Source organism: Bryobacter aggregatus MPL3, assembly GCF_000702445.1.
In the GTDB taxonomy this organism is placed as follows: Bacteria; Acidobacteriota; Terriglobia; order Bryobacterales; family Bryobacteraceae; genus Bryobacter; species Bryobacter aggregatus.
On sequence record NZ_JNIF01000003.1, the window covers coordinates 3,160,143 to 3,178,937 of the forward strand.

Below are 18,795 nucleotides of genomic sequence, written 5' to 3' on the forward strand. Positions count from 1 at the left end.
TCTTGTTAGACGAGGATTTCCTGGATCACGTTGCCAGCAACATCGGTGAGGCGGAATTGCCGGCCGCTGTAGGGGTAGGTTAAACGTGTGTGTTCCAGCCCCATCAGGTGGAGGACGGTGGCGTGGAGGTCGTGGACGTGGACCTTCTTGTCGATGGCCTGGTAGCCGAAGTCGTCCGTTGCTCCGTAGGCCATGCCGCCTTTGACGCCGCCTCCGATGAGCAGGGTGGTGAAGCCTTCGTTGTTGTGGTTGCGGCCGTTCTGGACGTTGATGCGACCAGCTACTTCTGTCCAAGGACGGCGGCCGAATTCGCCACCGATGATGACGAGGGTTTCTTTGAGGAGGCCGGAGGATTTCAGATCGCTGAGCAGGGCGGCGATGGGTTGATCGGCCTGGTGCGCGAGACGGCGGTGGACGAGGATGTCGTGGTGGCTGTCCCAGGGTTTGTCGTTGCCGAAGTAGACTTGCACCGCGCGCACGCCGCGCTCGATGAGACGGCGGGCGACCAGGCAGCCACGGGCGAAATCGCCGTCGCGGGTGGCGGACTTGATCTTCATCTCAGAGGTGTCGGGCGTGGCTTCGATGCCGTAGCGCTCGCGGATGGCGAGGGGTTCCTTGGCGACGTCGAAGGCGTCGAGCGCCTCGGACTGCATGCGGTAAGCAACCTCCATCGACTGGATGCGGCCTTCGAGCTGGGCGTCGGGACCGGATTGGGTGAGTTGCAGCTTGTTGAGCTTTTCCCAGAGTTCGACGCGTTTGCGTTGCTCCTCCGTGGTGCCTCCACGGGCGCGGAGGTGTTGGATCATCTTCTCGGGATCGGATTCGTCGTTGGGCACGTAGGTGCCTTGGTTCACGCTGGGGAGGAAGGCGCTGGACCAGAGCTGGGCGCCGACGTCGGGGACTCCGGCGCAGAGGGTGATGAAGCCGGGGAGATTCTTGTTCTCTGTACCGAGGCCGTAGGTGATCCAGGAGCCCCAACTGGGGAAGCCGGGGATGATGCGGCCGGAGTTCATTTGCAGGATGGCTTGGGGGTGGGCCGGCAGATCGGTGTGCATCGAGCGGAGGACGCAGATGTCGTCGATGTGTTGGGCGGTCTTGGCGAAGAGGTCGCTGACTTCGAGACCGGATTGGCCGTAGCGCTGGAACTTGAAGGGCGACTGCATGAGGGTGCCGCGCTCCTGCTTGGCCTTGGGGTAATCGCCGGGCATGGGCTGGCCGTGGAACTTGGCGAGGTTCGGCTTGGGGTCGAAGGTGTCGACTTGTGAGGGGCCGCCGTTGAGGAAGAGGAAGATGACCTGCTTGGCCTTGGGAGTGTGGTGGGGCGCGGCCTGGAGCAGGTGCGAGAGGCCGACCATGCCGAAGCCGGTGCCGGTGGTTTGGAGGAGTTCGCGTCGGGTCATATTAATTCACAAAGAGCAGCTCGTTGGAGCTGAGGAGGACTTGGGCGTAGGCGAGCCAGGGGTTCTTTTCGCTGGCCAGGAATTGTTCGCCGATCTTGAGTTCTTCGGCCGTCGCTTCTCTGCCGTAGAGGAGGCGGTAGGCCTGACGAATGCGTTCGGCGGGCGGGTTGATCTTTTCGAGGCGCTTGAGGAAGGCCTGGGCGCGGGCCTCGAGGAATTCGCTGTTGAGGAAGAAGAGCTGCTGGAGCGGCGAGGCGGTGGCGATGCGCTGTTCGGCGCTGAGGTTGGGATTGGGGAAATCGAAGAGAGCGAGCGTGCCATCTAGCTTGCGCCTGCTAACCATTCCATAGATGGAACGGCGGTGGTTTTCGATCTTCTCGAGGGGCTCGGGGGGACCAGCTGGCTGGGTGTTCAGTTCGCCAGAGACGCTGAGCAGGGTGTCGCGCATGGATTCGGCGTCGAGACGCTGGCGGTTGGCGCGCCAGAGGAGCCGATTGGAAGGATCGATGTGGAAGCTTTGCTCGTTGTAATCGCCACTGAGCTGGTAGGTGGCCGAGAGCATGATCTCGCGGTGGAGTTGCTTGATGGACCAGTTGTTCTTGATGAAGCTGGTGGCGAGGGCGTCGAGCAGCAAGGGGTGGCTGGGACGGTCGCCCATCAGGCCGAAGTTGCTAACGGATTTGACGAGGCCTTCGCCGAAGTGGTGCTGCCAGACGCGATTGACGAAGACGCGGGCGGTGATGGGCGTGGCGGCGATGGCTTCGGCGAGTTCGAGGCGGCCACTGCCTTGGGTGAAGGGCTTGGGGTCGCCTTCAGAAAGAATCGAGAGGAAGGCGCGGGGCGCTTCTTCGCCAAGCCGCTCGGGGACGCCGCCGATCTGGATGCGTTCGTTGATTGGCGTGGGGTTGTCTTTGATCGCGTGAGCGTAGGCGTATTGCGGGGGCAGAGCGCTTTGCAGGTCTTTGAGCTCGGCGCGCATGTTGGCCAAGTATTGCTTGAAGGGGCCTGCGAGGTAGCGCTCGATCGTGCCGTCGGAACTGAGATAGCCGCGATTGGGGCCGTAGTAGAGGATGCCGTCTTCTTCCTGCTTGAATTCGCGGCCGTAGAAATCGCTAAAGAACAGGTCGCGCCAGAGGTAGAAACGGGCGGGCGGGAGCGCGAAGGTTTCACCCTTGGAACTGGGGTCGTTGGTGGCCTTGTTGCTGAGGTTCTTTTCGTCGACGGCCTTGCGTTCGACTAAGACCGAGAGAGCTTCTTTGCGGAAATTGCTGAGGTTGAAGCTTTCGTCGCGCCAGCCTTGGAGGTATTGGTTGTCCTTGGGGCCGGTCTTCAGATAGGTGAGCCAGCGGGAGAGGGTGGGCTCGTCGAGTTGGTCGGAGGAGGCGACTTCTTTGACGCTGAGAGTGGGGGTGCTGACGAGCTTGCGGACGGCGCGGATGTAGCGTGGCGACTCGGCAGCGAGGGCTTCGGCGAGGGTGGAAGCCTGGTTGTGCAGGAAAGCTTCGATGCGCTTTTTGACTTCCTGGATCTTCTTGTCCTGGTCTTTCCAGGCTTTGACTTCGGCGGCGGGGGCGAGTTCAAACTCGGAACGCTTGGTGCTGGAGAAGATGCCTTGGAGGGCGTAGTAATCCTTGGTGGGGATGGGGTCGAACTTGTGGTCGTGGCATTGGGCACAGGCGGCGGTGAGGCCGAGGAAGCCACGGGTGGTGGCGTCGACGCGATCGTCAGTCAGCTCGGGGGAGAGGCCGTAGAAGCCGAGACCGATGGCGAGCTTGGGGTCTTGGCCCTGCAACTGGTCGCCGGCGATTTGGGCTTTGACGAAGGTGTTGTAGGGAAGGTCTTTGTTGAAGGATTCGATGACCCAGTCGCGGTAGCGGAAGGAGTTGGGATAGGGGAGTTCGACATCGCTATCGAGACGGTCGTCGGCATAGCGGGCGACGTCGAGCCAGTAACGGGCCCAGCGCTCGCCGTAGCGGGGCGAGGCGAGCAGACGGTCGACGACCTTGGCGAAGGCTTCGGGAGATTTGTCGTTCAGAAAGGCCTGAGTTTCCTCGTAGGTGGGAGGGAGGCCGGTGAGATCGATGGAGGCGCGGCGGATGAGGCTGCGACGGTCGGCAGGGGCGTTGGGCTGGAGCTTCTTCTCTTCGAGCTTGGCGAGGATGAACTTATCGAGAGGGGTCTTGGCCCAGGTGGTGTTTTGGGTGGGGGGAGGCGTTGGATTGGCGAGCGGCTGCCAGGCCCAGAACTTGCGTTGCTGCGGGGTGATGAGGTACTTGGAGGTCGTGATAGTGGGCGTGGCGGCCTCGGGCCAGAAGGCTCCATCCTTGATCCATTGCTTGAGGACGGCGATCTCCGCGTCCGGCATTTTGCCTTGGCCCATCGGCATCTTCATCTTGTCGTTGGTGTGTTCGATGGCCTGGATGAGGAGACTGTCGCCGGGGTTGCCGGGGATGACGGCGGGGCCCGTTTTGCCACCTTTGAGCAAGCCGTTGCGCGAGGTCATGGTGAGGCCGCCGAGCGGGGCAGTGGAGTGACAGCCGAAGCAGCGGTTGGCGAGGAGCGGACGAATCTTCAGTTCGAAGTGCTCGGTGGGATCGGGAGCGGCGTATGCAGTGAAGGCCGCCAAGAGAAATATATGGCGCATCGATTAAGCCGCCCTCATCCTATCAGGGACGCAGCACGATTTCATCCATGCGGCCTTCAAAGCCGCGTCCGATGATGAGCGTATTTTCGAGGCTCAGCTCTGCGGGGGCGCTGAGCTCGGGCTTGCCGTTGACGCTGAGCTTGAGCGTGGTTCCGGTGCGGAGGGTGACGCGCGTCCATTGCTGGGTGGGGATGGGCGTTGCGCCGCGTTGTCCGGCGAGGTAGAGATGGTTGTCGCGCAACTCGAGACGGGAGAGCAGCCAGGAGTTTTGGGTCATGCCGGGCCAGATCCAGAAATCGATTTCGTAGGTGGAGAGTTCTTTGGGGAAGGGCAGGGTGAGTTCGCCGCCGGCGAAGTAGAGAGACCGGCTGCCGGGACCGTCTTTGCCGGGGACGGCGAAGGCGAAGTTGCCGTCGAGGCTGAGACCGCTGCTATCGAGATTGTCGAGGGGCCAGTAGGCGAGGGCGCCGGGGGGAGTGGGACGGACTTGTGTGGGGTGGGGAGAGACGGGTCGAGGCGATCGATGAGATCGAGTAGGGAGCCGAGGATGCGCGGTTCGGCATCGACTTCGAGACTGGCCGAGCGAGCCAGCCAGGTGGTGTAGCCGCCGAGGGCGTGCTGCTCGGGAGGCGGAATGTAGCCTTCGGCTCCGTTGGCGAGGCTGATGTTCATGGTGAGCGGGAAGGGGCTTTGCTCCTTGAGCTTGAGCCCGGAGATGGCGAAGACTTCGTTGGGCCAGGCGGCGATGGCGAGCGGGCCGATGCGGAGGGCCTGGAGTTTCAGGTCGCGATGGGGTTCGGCGGCGACCAGATCCTGCTCGCGCTGGTAGACTTCCACTTGGTTTTTGGGCTTGCCGCCTTTCCATTTGCCGAGGCGGCTGGGCAGGGGGACACGGCGGTTGAAGCCGCGCTCGGTTTCTTCCATGGCGAGGCTGGGGCTCGAGTCGTAGGTGATGGTTTTGTAGGCGCGCTCGGCGGCGTTGACGAGGCCTTCGGTGTATTGCTCGATGGTGAGGCCTTCGCGCTTGGGCTTCGAGTAATCCATCCACATGAGGTCGCCCGCGGTGCCTTGGCTGAGCAGCACGATGGGGGCGTTGACGCGCTTGGCGAACTGCTTCTCGAAGATGCCGAAGTAGTCGGGCGAGATGGGCTTGCTGTCGAAGTAGTGCATCGAGTAGTTAGCGAGCACGGCGATGGGCTTGCCTGCGAGTGTTTGGATGGCGAGGACAGTGAGGGCTGGATCGACGGGGCCTGAGGGGCCGATTGCGTCGGGATTCTGATAGCCGGGGTGCATGTTGGCACGGACGGATTTGACGCCGAAGGGGTCTGTGAGCATTTTGTCCGGACGGTAGATGAAGCGGCGGTTGAAGGTGTGTTCGTAGTCGTCGATCTTACTGGCGCCGGCTTGGGCGGGCTGGAGGTTTTTATTCGCATCGATGATGGCTTGGGCGATGCGGGCCGGGAGCCAGGCGGCGTAGCGGGCGTCTGCATCGGAGCCGAGGCAGGCCATGGCGGCGGGCGCCATGTGGGTGTGGGTGGCGGAGATGAGCTGGTGGGAGCTGTCGATGCCGGTGGCTTCCTGGACGAGGGCTTTGGTCTGGTCGATGAGTTCGCGGGGCAACATGCAGGAGTCGACGACAACGATGGCGAGCTTGGTGAGGCCGTTCTCGAGCACGATGGCTTTGGCGAAGATCGGCGCGATGACTTCGGAGGACTGGCGTTCGGTCATGAAGCAGTTGACGGTGACCGGGAACCAGGTGGGCGTGATGTCTGACTGCGCGGCTCCAGCCCGGAAGGATTGGGCGTTGGCAAGGGTAAGAGTGAGGAGCGCTAGCGCAAAGAACCGCATTCGACGATTATGAATGAGAATGATTGCCCTGCTGTTTTTTGTCGTGGTTTCTGTGTTTGCGGAGGATCTGGTGCCGATGCGCTGGCCTTCGGCGGAGGTGGCGAGCATTGGGGTGTTGGAAGGTGGGGCGATCAATTGCCTATTGGTGCCGGAAGAGAAGTGGTCGCGGGACTTTGCGCGGGCGGCCAAGGGCTTTACGGTGTTGGGTGTGATTGTACCTGGCGCGCCTGCCTTGCCACGGGCGAAGCGGGCTTTGGCGTTGGGGCTGGCGGGGGTGGTGTTGGAGGGGGATTTCCCGGCCACGGAGGTGGCCGCGGTGCGTGCGGCGTCGAAGTTGACTGTAGAACTGGGTTTGCGTGGGAAGATGCCGCTGGGGGCGGATGCGCCGACGATTATTGGGACTTTTCAAGGCGTGTGGGCGGGGATCAATCCGCCGGACGAGGCGAAGGCGGCGCCTTCGGGGGCGCCGTGGATTGATACGAATGCGGGGTTTCTGCGCTTTGTGCGGGCGAATACGAATCGGCCGGTTTGGGTGGGCGCGCAGCCTCCGGCGCAAACGGTGGTGAGCCTGCGGCGCTATCTGCAGATGATTGCCGATGCCGGGATGGTGGGCGCGCGGTGGGTGATTGATTTGGAGGCTGGCTACTTTGCGAAGTTGGTGGCCCGGGATGCGAAGACGCTGCGGGAGTTCCAGCGGATTGAGCAAGTGGTGGCGTTTTTTGAAAAGCATCGTTCCTTGCAGCAGTATCCGGCCGCAGGGCAGTTGGCGATTGTCGAAGATGTGCAGAACGGGGCGCTGCTGTCGGGCAGTGTGCTGGACATGATCTCGGTGAAGCATACGCCAGTGCGGCCGGTGCCGTTTGGGGCGGTGCGGCCGGAGGCGTTTGCGCAGGTGCGGATGGCCGTCAATGTGGATCCGCAATCGCTCGATGCGACGCAGCAGAAGGTGTTGCAGGACTTTGTTCGCCGTGGGGGGACGGTGCTGACGGGTCCAGCCGGGTGGCGGATGCCCGAGCCGAGGCCGGATCAGGTGAAGACCGATGGGGCAGAGATCGAGAAGTTGGACCAGATCTGGAAGGAAGTGAATGCGATGACCGGGCGGCGGAACCTGGGCGCCAGGTTATTTAATGTGTCGAGCTTGTTGTCGAACTTCATCGGGCCGGCGGATGGATCGAAAGTGGTTCTCTATCTGGTGAATTACTCTGATTTTCCGGTAGATTCCATTGCGGTGCATTTATTGGGTAAATACTCTAGAGCCAGTCTGTACCGGCCGGAACAGCCACCTCAACCGTTGGTGTTGTATGAGAACGAGGATGGATCGGGGGTGGATCTTGATCTCTTAGAATCCACAGCCATCTTGGTTGCGGAGAAGTGATTTGCCGGCTGGCGCAATACAATGGTAGGATGACACGCCGCGAATTGATCTCTCTCAGCGCGCTGCCTTTGCTGTCGCAAGAAAGAGTGTTGCCGACGGCCCCGGTATCGATTCGCAAGTGTCTTAGCTACAACGAAGATTTCTTTGAGATTTTCGGGCAAATGTTCGATGAAATCGGTGGCCTGCCGAAGTTGGTGCGCCACAAGACGGTGACGATCAAGCTCAACCTGACGGGTTCTCCCGGGTTGCGGTATCAGGGGAAGGCATTGGGAGTTACCCATTATTCGCACCCGAAGCATGTGATGGCGATGACGGCGTTGCTGGACCGGGCGGGGGCGAAACGGATTCGCTTTGTCGAGTCTGCCTGGGGGACGGCGGGACCGCTGGCCGAGTATCTGCTGGATTCGGGATGGCCGGTGCGGCAGATGGCGAGCGCTGGAAAAAACGTTGAGTTTTTGAACACCAATGCGCTGGGCGGTTTTGCCAAACGCTATGTGCGGATGAAGGTGCCGCATGGTGGGTGGATCTTCCCGTCGTTTGAGTTCAATGAGATTTATGCCCAGACCGATGTGATGATGTCGATGGCGAAGCTGAAGAATCACGATACCTGCGGCGTGACGCTGGCGATGAAAAATCTGTTTGGCTGCACGCCGGCGTCGATCTATGGGAACGATTCCGGTGTGGATGATCCGAATGAAGCGCCGACTTCGGGGCGCAATGAGATTTGTCATGACGGCAAGCGGCAACCGTCGAAGATTGCGGCTGGGGAACTGAATCCTACTTCGCCGCGTGAGTCGACGTACCGGATGCCGCGGATTGCAGTGGAAGTTGTGGCAGCGCGGCCGATTGACATCGCGTTTCTGGATGGGATTGAGACGATGACGGGGGGAGAGGGGCCCTGGATCGATCCGCGGCACGGGACGTTTCAAGGACTCGGGTTGGCCAAGCCTGGGCTGCTGGTGCTGGGGACGAATCCGGTGACGACGGATACAGTGGGGACGGCTCTGATGGGCTATGACCCAAGAGCTGTGAAAGGCAAAGCACCATTCCACCGCTGCGACAATATGCTGCTGCTGGCCGAGGAGGCTGGGATTGGAACCGCAAATTTGAAAAAGATTGAAGTGATTGGCGGCAAGATTGAAGATCTCCGGTTCAAGTTTCCGATGAGCCTATGATGCATAATTTCCTCGAACAACTGAAGGAAACGATCGGGAAATTTACCCCGATCGCAGCGCTGGATGTGCTGCTGGTGTCGATTTTCATCTACATCTTCATCATCAACATCCGGGGACGGCGCGCTGCCCAGATTGTCAGCGGTATGGCGATTCTGATCTGCGCTTATATCGCCAGCGTCTGGTTTCGGTTGGAGTTGCTGCGGACCTTGCTGGCGACACTGGCGCCTTACTCCGCATTTGCCATTATTGTGATGTTCCAGTCGGAGATCCGGCGCGTATTGGCTCGTTTGGGACGGACGAGAATCTTTACCTTCGGAGGACGCTTGCAACGCCGGGAGACGGCGGAAGAGATTCTGATGGCGCTGACTTACTTTTCGCAATCAAAGATGGGCGCCTTGATTGTGGTGGAACGGGATACCGGGCTGAAGACCTTTGTCGAGACCGGCGTGAATCTGGATGCGCGGCTGTCGCGCGACTTGCTGTTGAGTATTTTTTATAACGGCGGCGCGTTGCACGACGGCGCGGTGATTGTGCAGGGTGACCGGATTGCGGCTGCCGCCTGCTTTCTGCCCTTGTCCATGAACCCGGCACGGCTGGGGCATCTGGGGACACGGCACCGCGCAGCGATCGGCATTACAGAAGAGACCGATTCGCTGGCGCTTGTTGTGTCTGAGGAGACCGGGAAGATTTCAATCTGCGCCTACGGAGAGATCCAGCATGGCGTGTCGATTGAGTATGTCGAGGAGCAAATCACGAAGCATCTGAGCCAGCCGCTCTCGCCGCCGATCGGGGAGAACTCGCAGATGGAGATTCGGCGTTCATGAGGTTTTTGACCGAAAATTTTCTAGCAAAGGTGATGTCGGTATTTATCGCCTTCCTCCTCTGGGTGGCACTTGTGGATGAACCGGAATTGATCGAAACCGTCACAGTGCCAGTGGAGTACCGGAATCTGTCGAGATCTTTAGATCTGTCACCCGATGTTCCGGACCGGATCCAGTTGCAGGTGAAGGGGCCGCGTGGGCGGTTGAGCGAAGTGTCTGCCGAGAAGACCAGCATTGTTCTGGATCTGGCCGACATGCAGACGCCTTCGGCGCGCACCTTCACGATTCAGGATTCAGCGATCAACCTTCCAACTAATGTGAACCTGCTCCGGTCCATGCCTTCGCAACTGCGTGTGAAGCTGGAACGGCGGCTGTATAAGGAAGTTCCTGTCTCGGTGACCTTTGAGCAGCCGATGCCGCAGCACCTGAGAGTGATTTCGAGTGCGGTGAGTCCGTCGATGATCAAGGTGGTGGGACCGGAGAGCCGGATCTCTCTGATCACGACTCTGCCGACCGAGCCCATTGATCTTGCACAGGTGGATGTTAAGAAGCCGATTCGATTGAATGTGCTGCTGGGGGACCCTGAACTTTCGATTGTCGGGTCGGCACAGGTGGTGGTGCAGCTGGAGACCGTTACGCAACCCTAAAGCTCTGCTTCTAAAGCGGCGAAGATAGAGGTAAGGACGTAATGGCAAGACAACTGTTTGGGACGGATGGAATTCGAGGGTTGGCTGGGGAAGCTCCTCTCGATCCGCAGACGGCATGGGCGCTCGGTTCTGCATTGGGGAGTTGGGCGAAAGGGAAGGCAGATTCGCCTCGAGTCTTGTTGGGACTGGATACGCGGGAGTCGGGCCGCTGGCTCGCTGAAGCGGTTGCGGCAGGACTAGCTGCAGCAGGGGTGGAAGCACACTTTGCCGGTTTGTTAACGACGCCGGGAGTGGCCTACAACACGAAGCACGGCCCGTATGTGGCGGGCGTGATGATTTCGGCTTCGCACAATCCTTATCAGGACAATGGATTGAAGGTGTTCGACCATTCCGGCTACAAGCTGCCGGATGAGCAGGAACTGGTGCTGGAGCAGGAGATTCTGCGATTGCGCGAGGGGGCGACCGTGCCGCCATTTGAATTGCCGTGGCATGGGGAGTTGGCCGATCATTATCTGGAATTCCTGCGTGGGAGCTTTGGACATTCTCTCCACGGGCTGAAGATTGCGATCGATTGTGCCCATGGAGCGGCGACGCCGCTGGCGCCGCGCTTGTTTGGGGAACTGGGCGCGGAGTTGATCGTCATCGGAAATGAACCGACGGGCAGGAATATCAATGACGGCGTTGGGGCGCTGCATCCGGACGCGGTGCGAGCGGTGGTGCTGCGTGAGGGCGCCGATTTGGGAATCGCTTTTGATGGCGATGCCGATCGTGCGATGTTCATTTCATCGAGCGGTGCCTTGGTGGATGGCGATGCCGTATTGCTGATTGCGGCGCGCTTGTTGAAGTCGAGGAATCGATTGCCGGGAGATTGTGTCGTTTCGACGGTGATGTCGAATCTGGGACTGGAAGTGGCGCTGCAGCGTGAGGGCATTGCGCTGGTGCGTACGGGTGTGGGGGATAAGTATGTGCTCGAAGAGATGATCCGGTCGGGCAATACGCTGGGCGGCGAGCAGAGCGGCCATGTGATCTTTTCGCAGTACTCGACGACGGGGGATGGCATGCTGACGGCCCTGCGGGTGCTGGAGGCGATGGTGGAGAGCGGAAAGAGTCTCGATGAACTGCGGCGCGGCTTTGAGGTGTATCCGCAGATGCTGGTGAATGTGAAGATTCAGGAGAGGCAGCCGCTTGAGAACCTTCCTGAGGTGCAGGCGCGCATTGCGGAGTGTGAGCAGGCTTTTGGCGGGGATGGACGGGTGCTGGTGCGGTTCTCGGGGACCGAGCCGCTGGCCCGGGTGATGGTGGAAGGGAACGATCTGGCGAAGGTCACGCACCATGCGCATACAATTGCTGCTTCGCTTGCGTCTGCTATCGGCGTAAAATAGCGCTGATGCGTATCCCTCTACTGATTGCACTGACTCTTTCGACTCTTGCTGCCCAAAATGTGAAGCCCGCCAAATTAGGGGGCGAAGATTGGGTGCAGCTTTTCAATGGCAAAGACCTGACGAACTGGGTGGAGGTGGGGAAGGAGAAGTGGACCGTTGAAGAGAACGAGATCAAAGGCGAGGCCGCTTCAAAAGCATACGGCTATCTTCAGACCGCCAAGGACTATAAAGACTTCCATCTGTCTTTGAAGTTCAAGTGCGTCGGCAACGGCAATTCTGGGGTGTTTTTCCATACGGATTTCAAGCCAGGGACTCCGGACATCACACGCGGTTTGCAGTTCGAGATCGATTGCACGATCGGGCAGCATACGGGTGGCATTTATGGGGATGGCCGGGGTTGGATCGTTTGGCCTTCGCCCGAAAACGAGTTGGTAGTGCGCAAAGGAGATTGGAACGAGTACACGCTGAAGGTAGAAGGGAACCGTTATGTGTCGCGCCTGAACGGAGTGGTGATGGTGGACTTTACCGATCCGAGCCCGAAGTCGTTTGACGGACCAATCGCGCTCCAGTTGCACTCGGGAGGACAGGGAAATATGCGGTTCAAGGATATCTGGATTCGAGATCTGTCGAAGCGCTAAGCGCTGGGGTTGAATTTCGTTACGAACAGGCCGCTTTTGCGGCCTGTTTCATTTTGTGGAAAATAATTTTGCTTGCTGGTGGACCGCTTTGGTCCGCGATGTTATGCTGAGATTTCAGATGCAATGCGCTTGCAGAACGAAATCGGTGCCAAGCTCTTGGCGCCTATCACTCCTGGAGATTTGAAGCTTCCATGTCGACCCTGGTGATGGTGAGAACAATCTGTTGCGAAACGTACAAGTGCGGGGAACGCTGTGCGAGTTGCCCGAATCGCGCAGAGAACCGGGCGGCCGTGGCACAGTTCCAACGGGAGGTGGCCAGCGCGTACCGGGGCCGGGGATTCCGGATGGAGCTGTCGCAGATTTCGCCAGCGCCGGAACATGGTGGGGAGCGGAGCTAGGGCGGTAGAGTCGCCAGTTTGTCCGGCCGAATTCAAATCTGAAATCCAGCATTTCGAAAGTCAAACTGCTTGCGGTTCAGAATAGCGCTCTACTTCTTTGGGAATGCCGATAGAAGGAGACTACGGGCCTTTCGAAGGTTTTTGTCCAAAGACGAACACGGCCCTGTTATTTCCATAAATTGCTTGTGGCCTCTGATGAGACTCTTGTGGCAGGGAATGGCATCGAGGTAATCCAAAGCCGTTCGCCCAGACTGATCTTTGATCGTTGTCTTTGCACCAAACCGTAAGGCTGCTCGGATCTCGTCTCCTCGTCCTGTTGCCGCCAAGAGCATCAGAACTGTAACACCATCGTGGTTCTGGGCGTTGATATCCGGACCACCCTTAGCCAAGTCTTTGTCAAAGGATCCCTGGAGGGCAGATGCCATCAAGACGGTATCTCCAAAGGGTGAGATGTGATTTCGGTTCGCTCCTGCTCGAAGCAGTTCTTCGACAACGCCATTTGTCGAGTATGCTGCTGCGGCATACATAAGTGCGGTCCATCCGCTCGCGTCAACCGCTTCTATCCTGGCTCCTTCCGCGAGTAGTTTGCGCACTGCGGCGAGATCCGACTGCGCCGCAGCCCGCATCAGCGCCGTCATCCCCGGTTTCGATAAATACTCCTCTTGGATATGGACGAGTGGTTCGGTAGCTGGATCTCCATGGCGCATCTGATGCGTTAACGCGACTGAATCCAGGTCGTCCTGTAGTTTGCGGAACCATTGGGGAGAGGACGATGCGTAGTCGTGAATAGTCTTCTGTGCTCGAGATACGTTGATGATGGTGGTGGTGGAAGGGCTGTCGGTCACGCTCCGGCTGTAGTTACCGCATAGGCCAAGAACTTCCGTCGAACGAAAACGTTGGATCATTTTCTCCGCGTCCGATGTCGCGATCTGAAATTTTCTTTCCCCGATCGAATCCACAAAGCCGTATCCCTGCCAGACGACCGCACCGTCGCCGAAGAGCGCCACTTCATAGGATGGACAAGTCCCGTAGCATGATGTCCGAGCCAATTTTACAAAGTCAAGGGGGGTAATTGGGGCATTAGATCCGGCAATGGGACTATCGGGACAATCTTGCGCCGATAGCTTGCCACTCGGTGCCGTACGAACGCGCACCAGATTGGGCCCTTCAAAGCTCACTCGTTCCTTCTTCGGGTCATAGTAGTCATCACCCCAGTCCTCTGAGAACTCAAAAACAAAGGTTAGGAGCCGCGACCCAGGCTGTACATCTTGGGGATCGACTGAGAACTTCCAAGTCGAAAGGTTGTCTTTGGCGGAAGTGGAGAGGAGAGGATGGCCTGAAATAATTTTGATATTCGAAGGCTTTCCATTCGGGTCGACTGTGAAGCTGAGGACCACCGTCCCTGCGATTCTGGCTAAGCGGGCAAGAAGCGGATATGTCGGAGACTGGTAGAACTCCAACTGAGGGTCTTGCGCTGAGGCGCAAGTCAGCAAAGCTACCAATGCGACCACGACATATATTCGACTGAAGTGGTTCACAAGCACACTCTCATCTATCGACTGTATCGCTATCTGAGTGCGGCAACGAGAGAGAATGGAACCCAGCCGGTTTCTAGCGGTAGCGCTTGAACTTTCTTGTTCGGGCTAAAAATGACACTCGGGAAAAGACCGAGTGGTTCGGGTGTATAGAAAGCAAAAAAAGCGGCCTTTGCAGGCCGCTTTTTGCTTTAGAAACTTTTGGTGCGGATGAAAGGACTTGAACCTTCACTCCCTTGCGAGAACTAGTACCTGAAACTAGCGCGTCTGCCAATTCCGCCACATCCGCACGATGTACAGCCCTTTTATGGTGACAAACCACTTGGGGCTGTGTCAATTTGATTGCGCGTGTTTTCGCTTAGAATTCGAAACGCAAGGCCACTTGCATGGTGCGCGGGCCTCCATTTGAGTACACGCCAGTGCCTGTGATGCCACTGTTCAGCATCCGGTTCACCACACCAAAGTTCGAACTGGCCAGATTAGCTGCTTCTTGACCATTCGGGTTTCCAAAATTGGGGTGGTTGAGGACGTTGTAACCCTCCAGGCGTAACTGGAGTCGCGTGCCTTCCCGAACCACCAGGTCGCGGCGGAAGGTGAGGTTCAACTGGTTCATGGCAAAGCCACGGATCGCGTTGCGGCCAAGATTGCCCTGGGCGAGCGTGGTGGGCACCTTGAAGGCCAGCGGGTTCAACCGCTTGCCGCCGGGAACCGTCGCATCACTGATCCAGACCGGGAGACCGTTGTAATTCGGACGACCCTGCCCAAAGAAGCCGACACGGGTGGTACCCGTGGTTGAGGTGCTCGGGGTCAGGGATTGCGCCTGGATGTCGAATGGGAGGCCGGTGCGCATCGTGAAGATGAAATCGCTCCACCAGTCGTTGGTGATCGTCTTGAGCCAGCCGTGCTGGGAGCCAGGAATGCGGTAGCTGCCGCTCGCGTTGAAGTTGTGACGCACGTCGAAGTTGGAGTTGCCGCGATTGTTGCCGCTGAGCTGCTGGAAGCCCGCCGCAACGTCGCTCGAGGCGCTGTCGATCGAGTGGCTATAGGTGTAGTTCGCCTGGAGCTGCAGTCCCTTGGAGAAACGGCGGCGGTACTGGGCGTTGAGGCCGTGGTAGTCGCTGGTGGCGCCGTTGGTGGTGACACGGACGAGGGTCGCGTCGTTGTAGGTAATGGCGGTGGAACTGAAGACCGCGCGCGTTTCCTGCGTCGCCATCCGGCGTCCCTGGGTGCCGATGTAGCCGACTTCGACGGACTGGCTGCGGCCGTAGTAGCGCTCGATGGTGGCCTGCCACTGGAGGATGCGCGGCGCGAGCAATTCGTTGTCGGCGCCACTGACCTGACCGTAGGGCTCCGTAGCGGGGAGTCCCGGAGCGGCGAGACTGGCGGAGTTGAGCGGGAAGGAGGGCTGGGTGATGAGCCGGACATTGGAATAGGGCGCGCCACTGAAGGCCGCGGTCGCGTTGCCGTAGCCGATGTCATAGAACATTCCGGCGCCTCCGCGGAAGATCATTTCCCGGCCCGGGGTGTTGTCCAACTGGTAGGAGAGGCCGATGCGGGGGGCGATGTTGAACCAGCGCGTCTTGTAGAGCGCCTGGTCCTGGGTGAGAGTGCTGTTTTCGCTGATGGAGAGGGGCTTCAGGCCGTCGCGTACGCCGGGTGCGGGGTTGACGTCCCAACGCAAGCCATAGGTGAGGGTGGTGCGGTCTGTGAGCTTCCAGGTGTCCTGACCGTAGGCCGAGTAATTTGTGTAGAGCGGGTAGGTGGAGGGGGTGTTCGAGCTGACGATGGCGTTGGAGGCGTAGCCGCTCAGGAAGCTGCCCGCGTCGCCGCTGCCCAGCCCATTGAAGGTGAAGGAAGCGCTGTAGGGCTTCTGGATGATGGTGGGCATCAGGCGGCGGTAATCGACGCCGAATTTATATTGGTGCGTGCCGGAGGTCTTGGAATAAGCGTCGACGATGTTGATCTGCTGCTGGCGGCCTGCCGAGCCCTGGCCGATGGAGTAACCGCCCAGACCGTTGATCTGGAGGTTGTAGGTGCCGTTTGCGGTGGTGACGCCGGTGGGGAAGATGCGGCTGGGGTCAAGGGGCGTGGCGCCGCCGAAGTTGTCCATGATGCTCGAGGAGTCGAGATGGGCGCGGGTGTAGTTGATGCGCAGATCGTTGGTGCTTTCTTCGCTGCGCTGCCAGATCCAGGCACCGGTGAGCGTTTCATTGCGGCTGTCTGAGGTATTGAGGGTGTTGGCGGTGGTGAGCCCGACGCCGCGGCTTTGGTTATCGGAGGGCGTGATCGCGTAGCGGACGAAGAGGTTCATGTCCGCATTGATCGCGTGATCGACCCGGACACTGGCGGCCTTCATGGTAGAAGGATTCGAATAGACGGCGGTGAATTCCGCGGCGCCATTGTCGAGCAGCGCGCCATTGGCGACCGGGAAGGCATTGAGGTAGGGGCGCAGGATGGCCGGGGCGCTAAGGCGGGCCTTGGCGCTGGGGACGGACGTGAAGACCGTTTGTGGGGAGGAGAGGGTGTTCTGTTCGTAGGAGAGGAAGAAATAGGTGCGGTTCGGAATCAGCTTGCCACCGAGGGTGCCACCGAAATCGTTCTGCCGCATCTTGCCACGGCTGAGACCAGCGCGGTTGGCAAACCAGTCGTTGGCGTTGAAGCGTTGGTTGCGGAAGTAGCCAAACAGGGAACCATGGAAGGCGTTGCTGCCGCCGCGGCTGGTGACGGAGATCTGGGCGCCCGGGGTGCGGCCATATTCGGGGGCGAAGGCGGAGGTTTGGACTCGCAGTTCCTGCATGGCGTCGAGGCTGATGAGGTTCGATTGCCCGGTGGCGGCGGTGCTGGGACTGGTTCCTGAGGAACCCGCGGCGGCGGAGAGGCCTGCGAAGGGGCCGCCAATGCCGAGGCCTGGAGCGCCGATGCCGGTGTTGGCGCTGACGCCGTCGACGGTGTAGTAATTCATGTTCGAGCGCAGTCCGTTGACGTTGATGCCGCCGTCGACGCTCGCGTCGCTGACGACGCCGGGCGCGAGATTGATCAGCGTGGTGACGCTGCGGCCATTGACGGGCAGATCTTTGACAAATTTCTGGGTCATGGCAATGCCGGTGGAGACGTCGGTGGAGAGACCTTCGGCCTGGGCCGTTACGGTGACGCTGGTGCTGGCCGATGTTCCGATTTCCATCTGGAGGCGCAGGCTGCGGACATCACGGGTGCCAATGCGGATCAGGTTGACGCGCTGGTCTTTGAAGCCTTCTTTGGCGATGTGGAGGGAATAGTCACCGGGGGGGAGGGAGTCGAAATTGTAGAGACCGGAATCATTGGTCAGGGCGTAACGGGTGACCTTCAGGTTCGGTTCAAAGAGTGTGAGTTTGGCGGCGGGGACGGCGGCGCCACTGGGATCGATGATGGATCCGGACAGCGCAGAAGAGTCCTGGGCATAGATTGCGGGAACGGAACAAAGCAAAAGCAGACTGACGATTCGAGACATGAAACGCAAAACGGAAAAGACCTCTTGGCGAGGGACGCGCGTGCGAGGTTTCCGGGTGCAGATCCGTTACAAACTTTACAAAACATTACATAGTTTTTCTGTACCGAGATGAAACCTGATCGACGCAAGAAGCGGATAGAGCAGAATTTCGCCTTCGCCTAGGCTTCAACGTATGGAAGATCTATGGAAATTTGGGGCTGCCTCGCTGGGAACGCTATTCAGTACGGAAGAGTGCGAGCAGATCGTGGCCTTGTATGAGGAGGCGGAGCACTTTCGGAGCCGGATCGAGATGGCTCGTTATCGTTTTGGGCGTGGCGAGTATCAGTATTTTGCCTATCCGCTCCCGGAGCGGGTGGAGCAGTTGCGGCAGCATCTCTATGGGCGGCTTGTGCCTGTGGCGAATGAGTGGATGGAAGCGCTGGGGATTCCTGTCGTTTACCCGGCGGAGCTCGATGCTTTTCTTGCACAGTGCCATGAGGCGGGGCAATTGCGGCCGACACCTTTGTTGTTGCGCTACGGCGTGGACGATTTTAACTGCCTGCACCAGGATATTTATGGGAAGGTTTCTTTTCCCTTCCAGGTGATTGTGCAACTGAGCCGGGACTTCACCGGGGGAGAGTTGCTGCTGGTGGAGCAGCGGCCGCGGGCGCAATCGGCGGGGCAGGTGTTGCGTCCGGAGCAGGGCGAGGGTGTCGTGATCGCAACCCGCTATCGTCCTGCAGCAGGGAAGCATGGCTTTTCCCGGACTCAGCTTCGGCATGGGGTGGCGAGAGTGCGATCGGGTCAGCGCTGGACGCTGGGGGTGATCTTTCACGATGCGATCTAGACGGCAGATTTTCGTTTGAGATCGTAAAAGTCGATATTGTTCTGGATGAGCTTGATTTCGAGGGAATCCTCGCCGTGCTCGGACAGATAGTCGTATTCCCCATCAGAAATCGGAAGGGCCTGGAGAAAGCTGACTTCCAGATTTCCCATGCGGAAGGGGAGCAGGCTTTCTTGCGCCCAGGTGGAGGGCAAGGTGAAGAAGAGGTGCGGGACCGTACATTTGGGGTACCACTCGCGCATGTAGCCGGGGAACACATCGCCCGGGCCAATGGGTTTCTGGGTGCGCATGATGCGGAAGGCGGCGGTGGCCAGAACGGCAGAGAAGCCCTCCTTATCGGAGGGGAAGGCTCCGACCAGTTCGAGGCGCGTGTGGGGATCCGGTTCGAGGGGCGTGCGCCAGAGGCCGATGGTGGAATAGGAACTGATTCCCGGCGCTGGCTGACCATGAAAGCAGAGAACGGATAGCTCGAATTTTCGAGTGGGGTCGCTTTGCCGTTCGAGCGTGTAGGTCTCTCCGAAAGCTTCGGTGACTTTGCGTGTGACCTGTTTGTCCTCACTAATCACTTCTGGTCTGCCACTGGACATTCACTAACAACATGCCATAGTTAGGGCCCGCGATA

14 protein-coding genes and 1 tRNA gene are annotated in these 18,795 nt (G+C 59.4%); 7 read left to right on the top strand and 8 right to left on the bottom strand.

Annotation, left to right across the window (positions count from 1 at the left end; translation table 11 throughout):
• Positions 1–5: 5 nt before the first annotated feature.
• From M017_RS0114730 to M017_RS0114745, 4 genes are read right to left on the bottom strand one after another with little or no spacing between them, the layout of a single operon-like run.
• A complete protein-coding gene (locus M017_RS0114730; protein WP_031498871.1) occupies positions 6–1,400 on the bottom strand; it encodes a DUF1501 domain-containing protein in 1,395 nt (464 codons plus the stop codon).
• Position 1,401: 1 nt separating this feature from the next.
• The gene (locus M017_RS0114735) at positions 1,402–4,044 is read right to left on the bottom strand and encodes a PSD1 and planctomycete cytochrome C domain-containing protein (RefSeq protein WP_051670124.1); all 2,643 of its coding nucleotides are present in this window, start codon (positions 4,042–4,044) and stop codon (positions 1,402–1,404) included.
• 22 nt (positions 4,045–4,066) lie between these two features.
• Positions 4,067–4,321 carry a hypothetical protein gene (locus M017_RS0114740; protein WP_031498873.1) on the bottom strand — a complete coding sequence of 85 codons (255 nt, stop codon included), beginning with the start codon at positions 4,319–4,321 and terminating at the stop codon, positions 4,067–4,069.
• Positions 4,318–5,892 carry a hypothetical protein gene (locus M017_RS0114745; RefSeq protein ID WP_051670126.1) on the bottom strand — a complete coding sequence of 525 codons (1,575 nt, stop codon included), beginning with the start codon at positions 5,890–5,892 and terminating at the stop codon, positions 4,318–4,320. Before M017_RS0114745 ends, M017_RS0114740 begins: the two co-directional genes overlap by 4 nt.
• Positions 5,893–5,905: 13 nt before the next feature.
• Here M017_RS0114745 and M017_RS0114750 point away from each other — a divergent pair, with 13 nt between their 5' ends.
• The 6 genes from M017_RS0114750 to M017_RS0114775 are packed head-to-tail and all read left to right on the top strand — an operon-like array spanning position 5,906 to position 11,930.
• Positions 5,906–7,267, top strand: coding sequence for a hypothetical protein (locus tag M017_RS0114750; RefSeq protein WP_238325901.1), 1,362 nt, complete (start codon positions 5,906–5,908; stop codon positions 7,265–7,267).
• A 29-nt stretch (positions 7,268–7,296) separates the two neighbouring features.
• Positions 7,297–8,442 carry a DUF362 domain-containing protein gene (locus M017_RS0114755; protein WP_031498877.1) on the top strand — a complete coding sequence of 382 codons (1,146 nt, stop codon included), beginning with the start codon at positions 7,297–7,299 and terminating at the stop codon, positions 8,440–8,442.
• A complete protein-coding gene (cdaA, locus tag M017_RS0114760) occupies positions 8,439–9,266 on the top strand; it encodes a diadenylate cyclase CdaA (RefSeq protein WP_051670128.1) in 828 nt (275 codons plus the stop codon). The genes M017_RS0114755 and cdaA overlap by 4 nt, the downstream gene beginning before the upstream one ends.
• A complete protein-coding gene (locus tag M017_RS0114765) occupies positions 9,263–9,910 on the top strand; it encodes a CdaR family protein (RefSeq protein WP_031498880.1) in 648 nt (215 codons plus the stop codon). The genes cdaA and M017_RS0114765 overlap by 4 nt, the downstream gene beginning before the upstream one ends.
• A gap of 41 nt (positions 9,911–9,951) precedes the next feature.
• On the top strand, positions 9,952–11,292 hold the full coding sequence (glmM, locus tag M017_RS0114770) for a phosphoglucosamine mutase (RefSeq protein ID WP_031498881.1): 1,341 nt from the start codon (positions 9,952–9,954) through the stop codon (positions 11,290–11,292).
• Between the two features lie 5 nt (positions 11,293–11,297).
• A complete protein-coding gene (locus tag M017_RS0114775) occupies positions 11,298–11,930 on the top strand; it encodes a 3-keto-disaccharide hydrolase (protein ID WP_031498883.1) in 633 nt (210 codons plus the stop codon).
• A 487-nt stretch (positions 11,931–12,417) separates the two neighbouring features.
• Here M017_RS0114775 and M017_RS27760 read toward each other — a convergent pair whose 3' ends face one another.
• From M017_RS27760 to M017_RS0114790, 3 genes are all read right to left on the bottom strand, one after another.
• Positions 12,418–13,866 carry a TonB family protein gene (locus M017_RS27760; protein ID WP_238325902.1) on the bottom strand — a complete coding sequence of 483 codons (1,449 nt, stop codon included), beginning with the start codon at positions 13,864–13,866 and terminating at the stop codon, positions 12,418–12,420.
• A 199-nt stretch (positions 13,867–14,065) separates the two neighbouring features.
• A tRNA-Leu gene (locus M017_RS0114785) sits at positions 14,066–14,152 on the bottom strand.
• A gap of 69 nt (positions 14,153–14,221) precedes the next feature.
• Positions 14,222–17,350, bottom strand: a complete 3,129-nt coding sequence (locus tag M017_RS0114790) for a TonB-dependent receptor (protein ID WP_031498886.1) — start codon at positions 17,348–17,350, stop codon at positions 14,222–14,224.
• 172 nt (positions 17,351–17,522) lie between these two features.
• Between M017_RS0114790 and M017_RS0114795 the strand changes: the two genes are divergently transcribed.
• Positions 17,523–18,176 (top strand): 2OG-Fe(II) oxygenase, encoded by a 654-nt coding sequence (locus M017_RS0114795; RefSeq protein ID WP_080507788.1) that lies wholly within the window; start codon positions 17,523–17,525, stop codon positions 18,174–18,176.
• Here M017_RS0114795 and M017_RS0114800 read toward each other — a convergent pair.
• Positions 18,173–18,760: a suppressor of fused domain protein gene (locus tag M017_RS0114800; RefSeq protein ID WP_031498888.1), complete on the bottom strand. Its 588-nt coding sequence runs from the start codon at positions 18,758–18,760 to the stop codon at positions 18,173–18,175. The two genes, M017_RS0114795 and M017_RS0114800, sit on opposite strands and share 4 nt — an antisense overlap.
• Positions 18,761–18,795 lie beyond the last annotated feature (35 nt).

Bases quoted from the DNA above. Each gene is read 5' to 3' on its own strand.
- M017_RS0114730 (WP_031498871.1), bottom strand. From the start codon at position 1,400: ATGACCCGACGCGAACTCCTCCAAACCACCGGCACCGGCTTCGGCATG.
- M017_RS0114735 (WP_051670124.1), bottom strand. From the start codon at position 4,044: ATGCGCCATATATTTCTCTTGGCGGCCTTCACTGCATACGCCGCTCCC.
- M017_RS0114740 (WP_031498873.1), bottom strand. From the start codon at position 4,321: ATGACCCAAAACTCCTGGCTGCTCTCCCGTCTCGAGTTGCGCGACAAC.
- M017_RS0114745 (WP_051670126.1), bottom strand. From the start codon at position 5,892: ATGCGGTTCTTTGCGCTAGCGCTCCTCACTCTTACCCTTGCCAACGCC.
- M017_RS0114750 (WP_238325901.1), top strand. From the start codon at position 5,906: ATGAGAATGATTGCCCTGCTGTTTTTTGTCGTGGTTTCTGTGTTTGCG.
- M017_RS0114755 (WP_031498877.1), top strand. From the start codon at position 7,297: ATGACACGCCGCGAATTGATCTCTCTCAGCGCGCTGCCTTTGCTGTCG.
- cdaA (WP_051670128.1), top strand. From the start codon at position 8,439: ATGATGCATAATTTCCTCGAACAACTGAAGGAAACGATCGGGAAATTT.
- M017_RS0114765 (WP_031498880.1), top strand. From the start codon at position 9,263: ATGAGGTTTTTGACCGAAAATTTTCTAGCAAAGGTGATGTCGGTATTT.
- glmM (WP_031498881.1), top strand. From the start codon at position 9,952: ATGGCAAGACAACTGTTTGGGACGGATGGAATTCGAGGGTTGGCTGGG.
- M017_RS0114775 (WP_031498883.1), top strand. From the start codon at position 11,298: ATGCGTATCCCTCTACTGATTGCACTGACTCTTTCGACTCTTGCTGCC.
- M017_RS0114790 (WP_031498886.1), bottom strand. From the start codon at position 17,350: ATGTCTCGAATCGTCAGTCTGCTTTTGCTTTGTTCCGTTCCCGCAATC.
- M017_RS0114795 (WP_080507788.1), top strand. From the start codon at position 17,523: ATGGAAGATCTATGGAAATTTGGGGCTGCCTCGCTGGGAACGCTATTC.
- M017_RS0114800 (WP_031498888.1), bottom strand. From the start codon at position 18,760: ATGTCCAGTGGCAGACCAGAAGTGATTAGTGAGGACAAACAGGTCACA.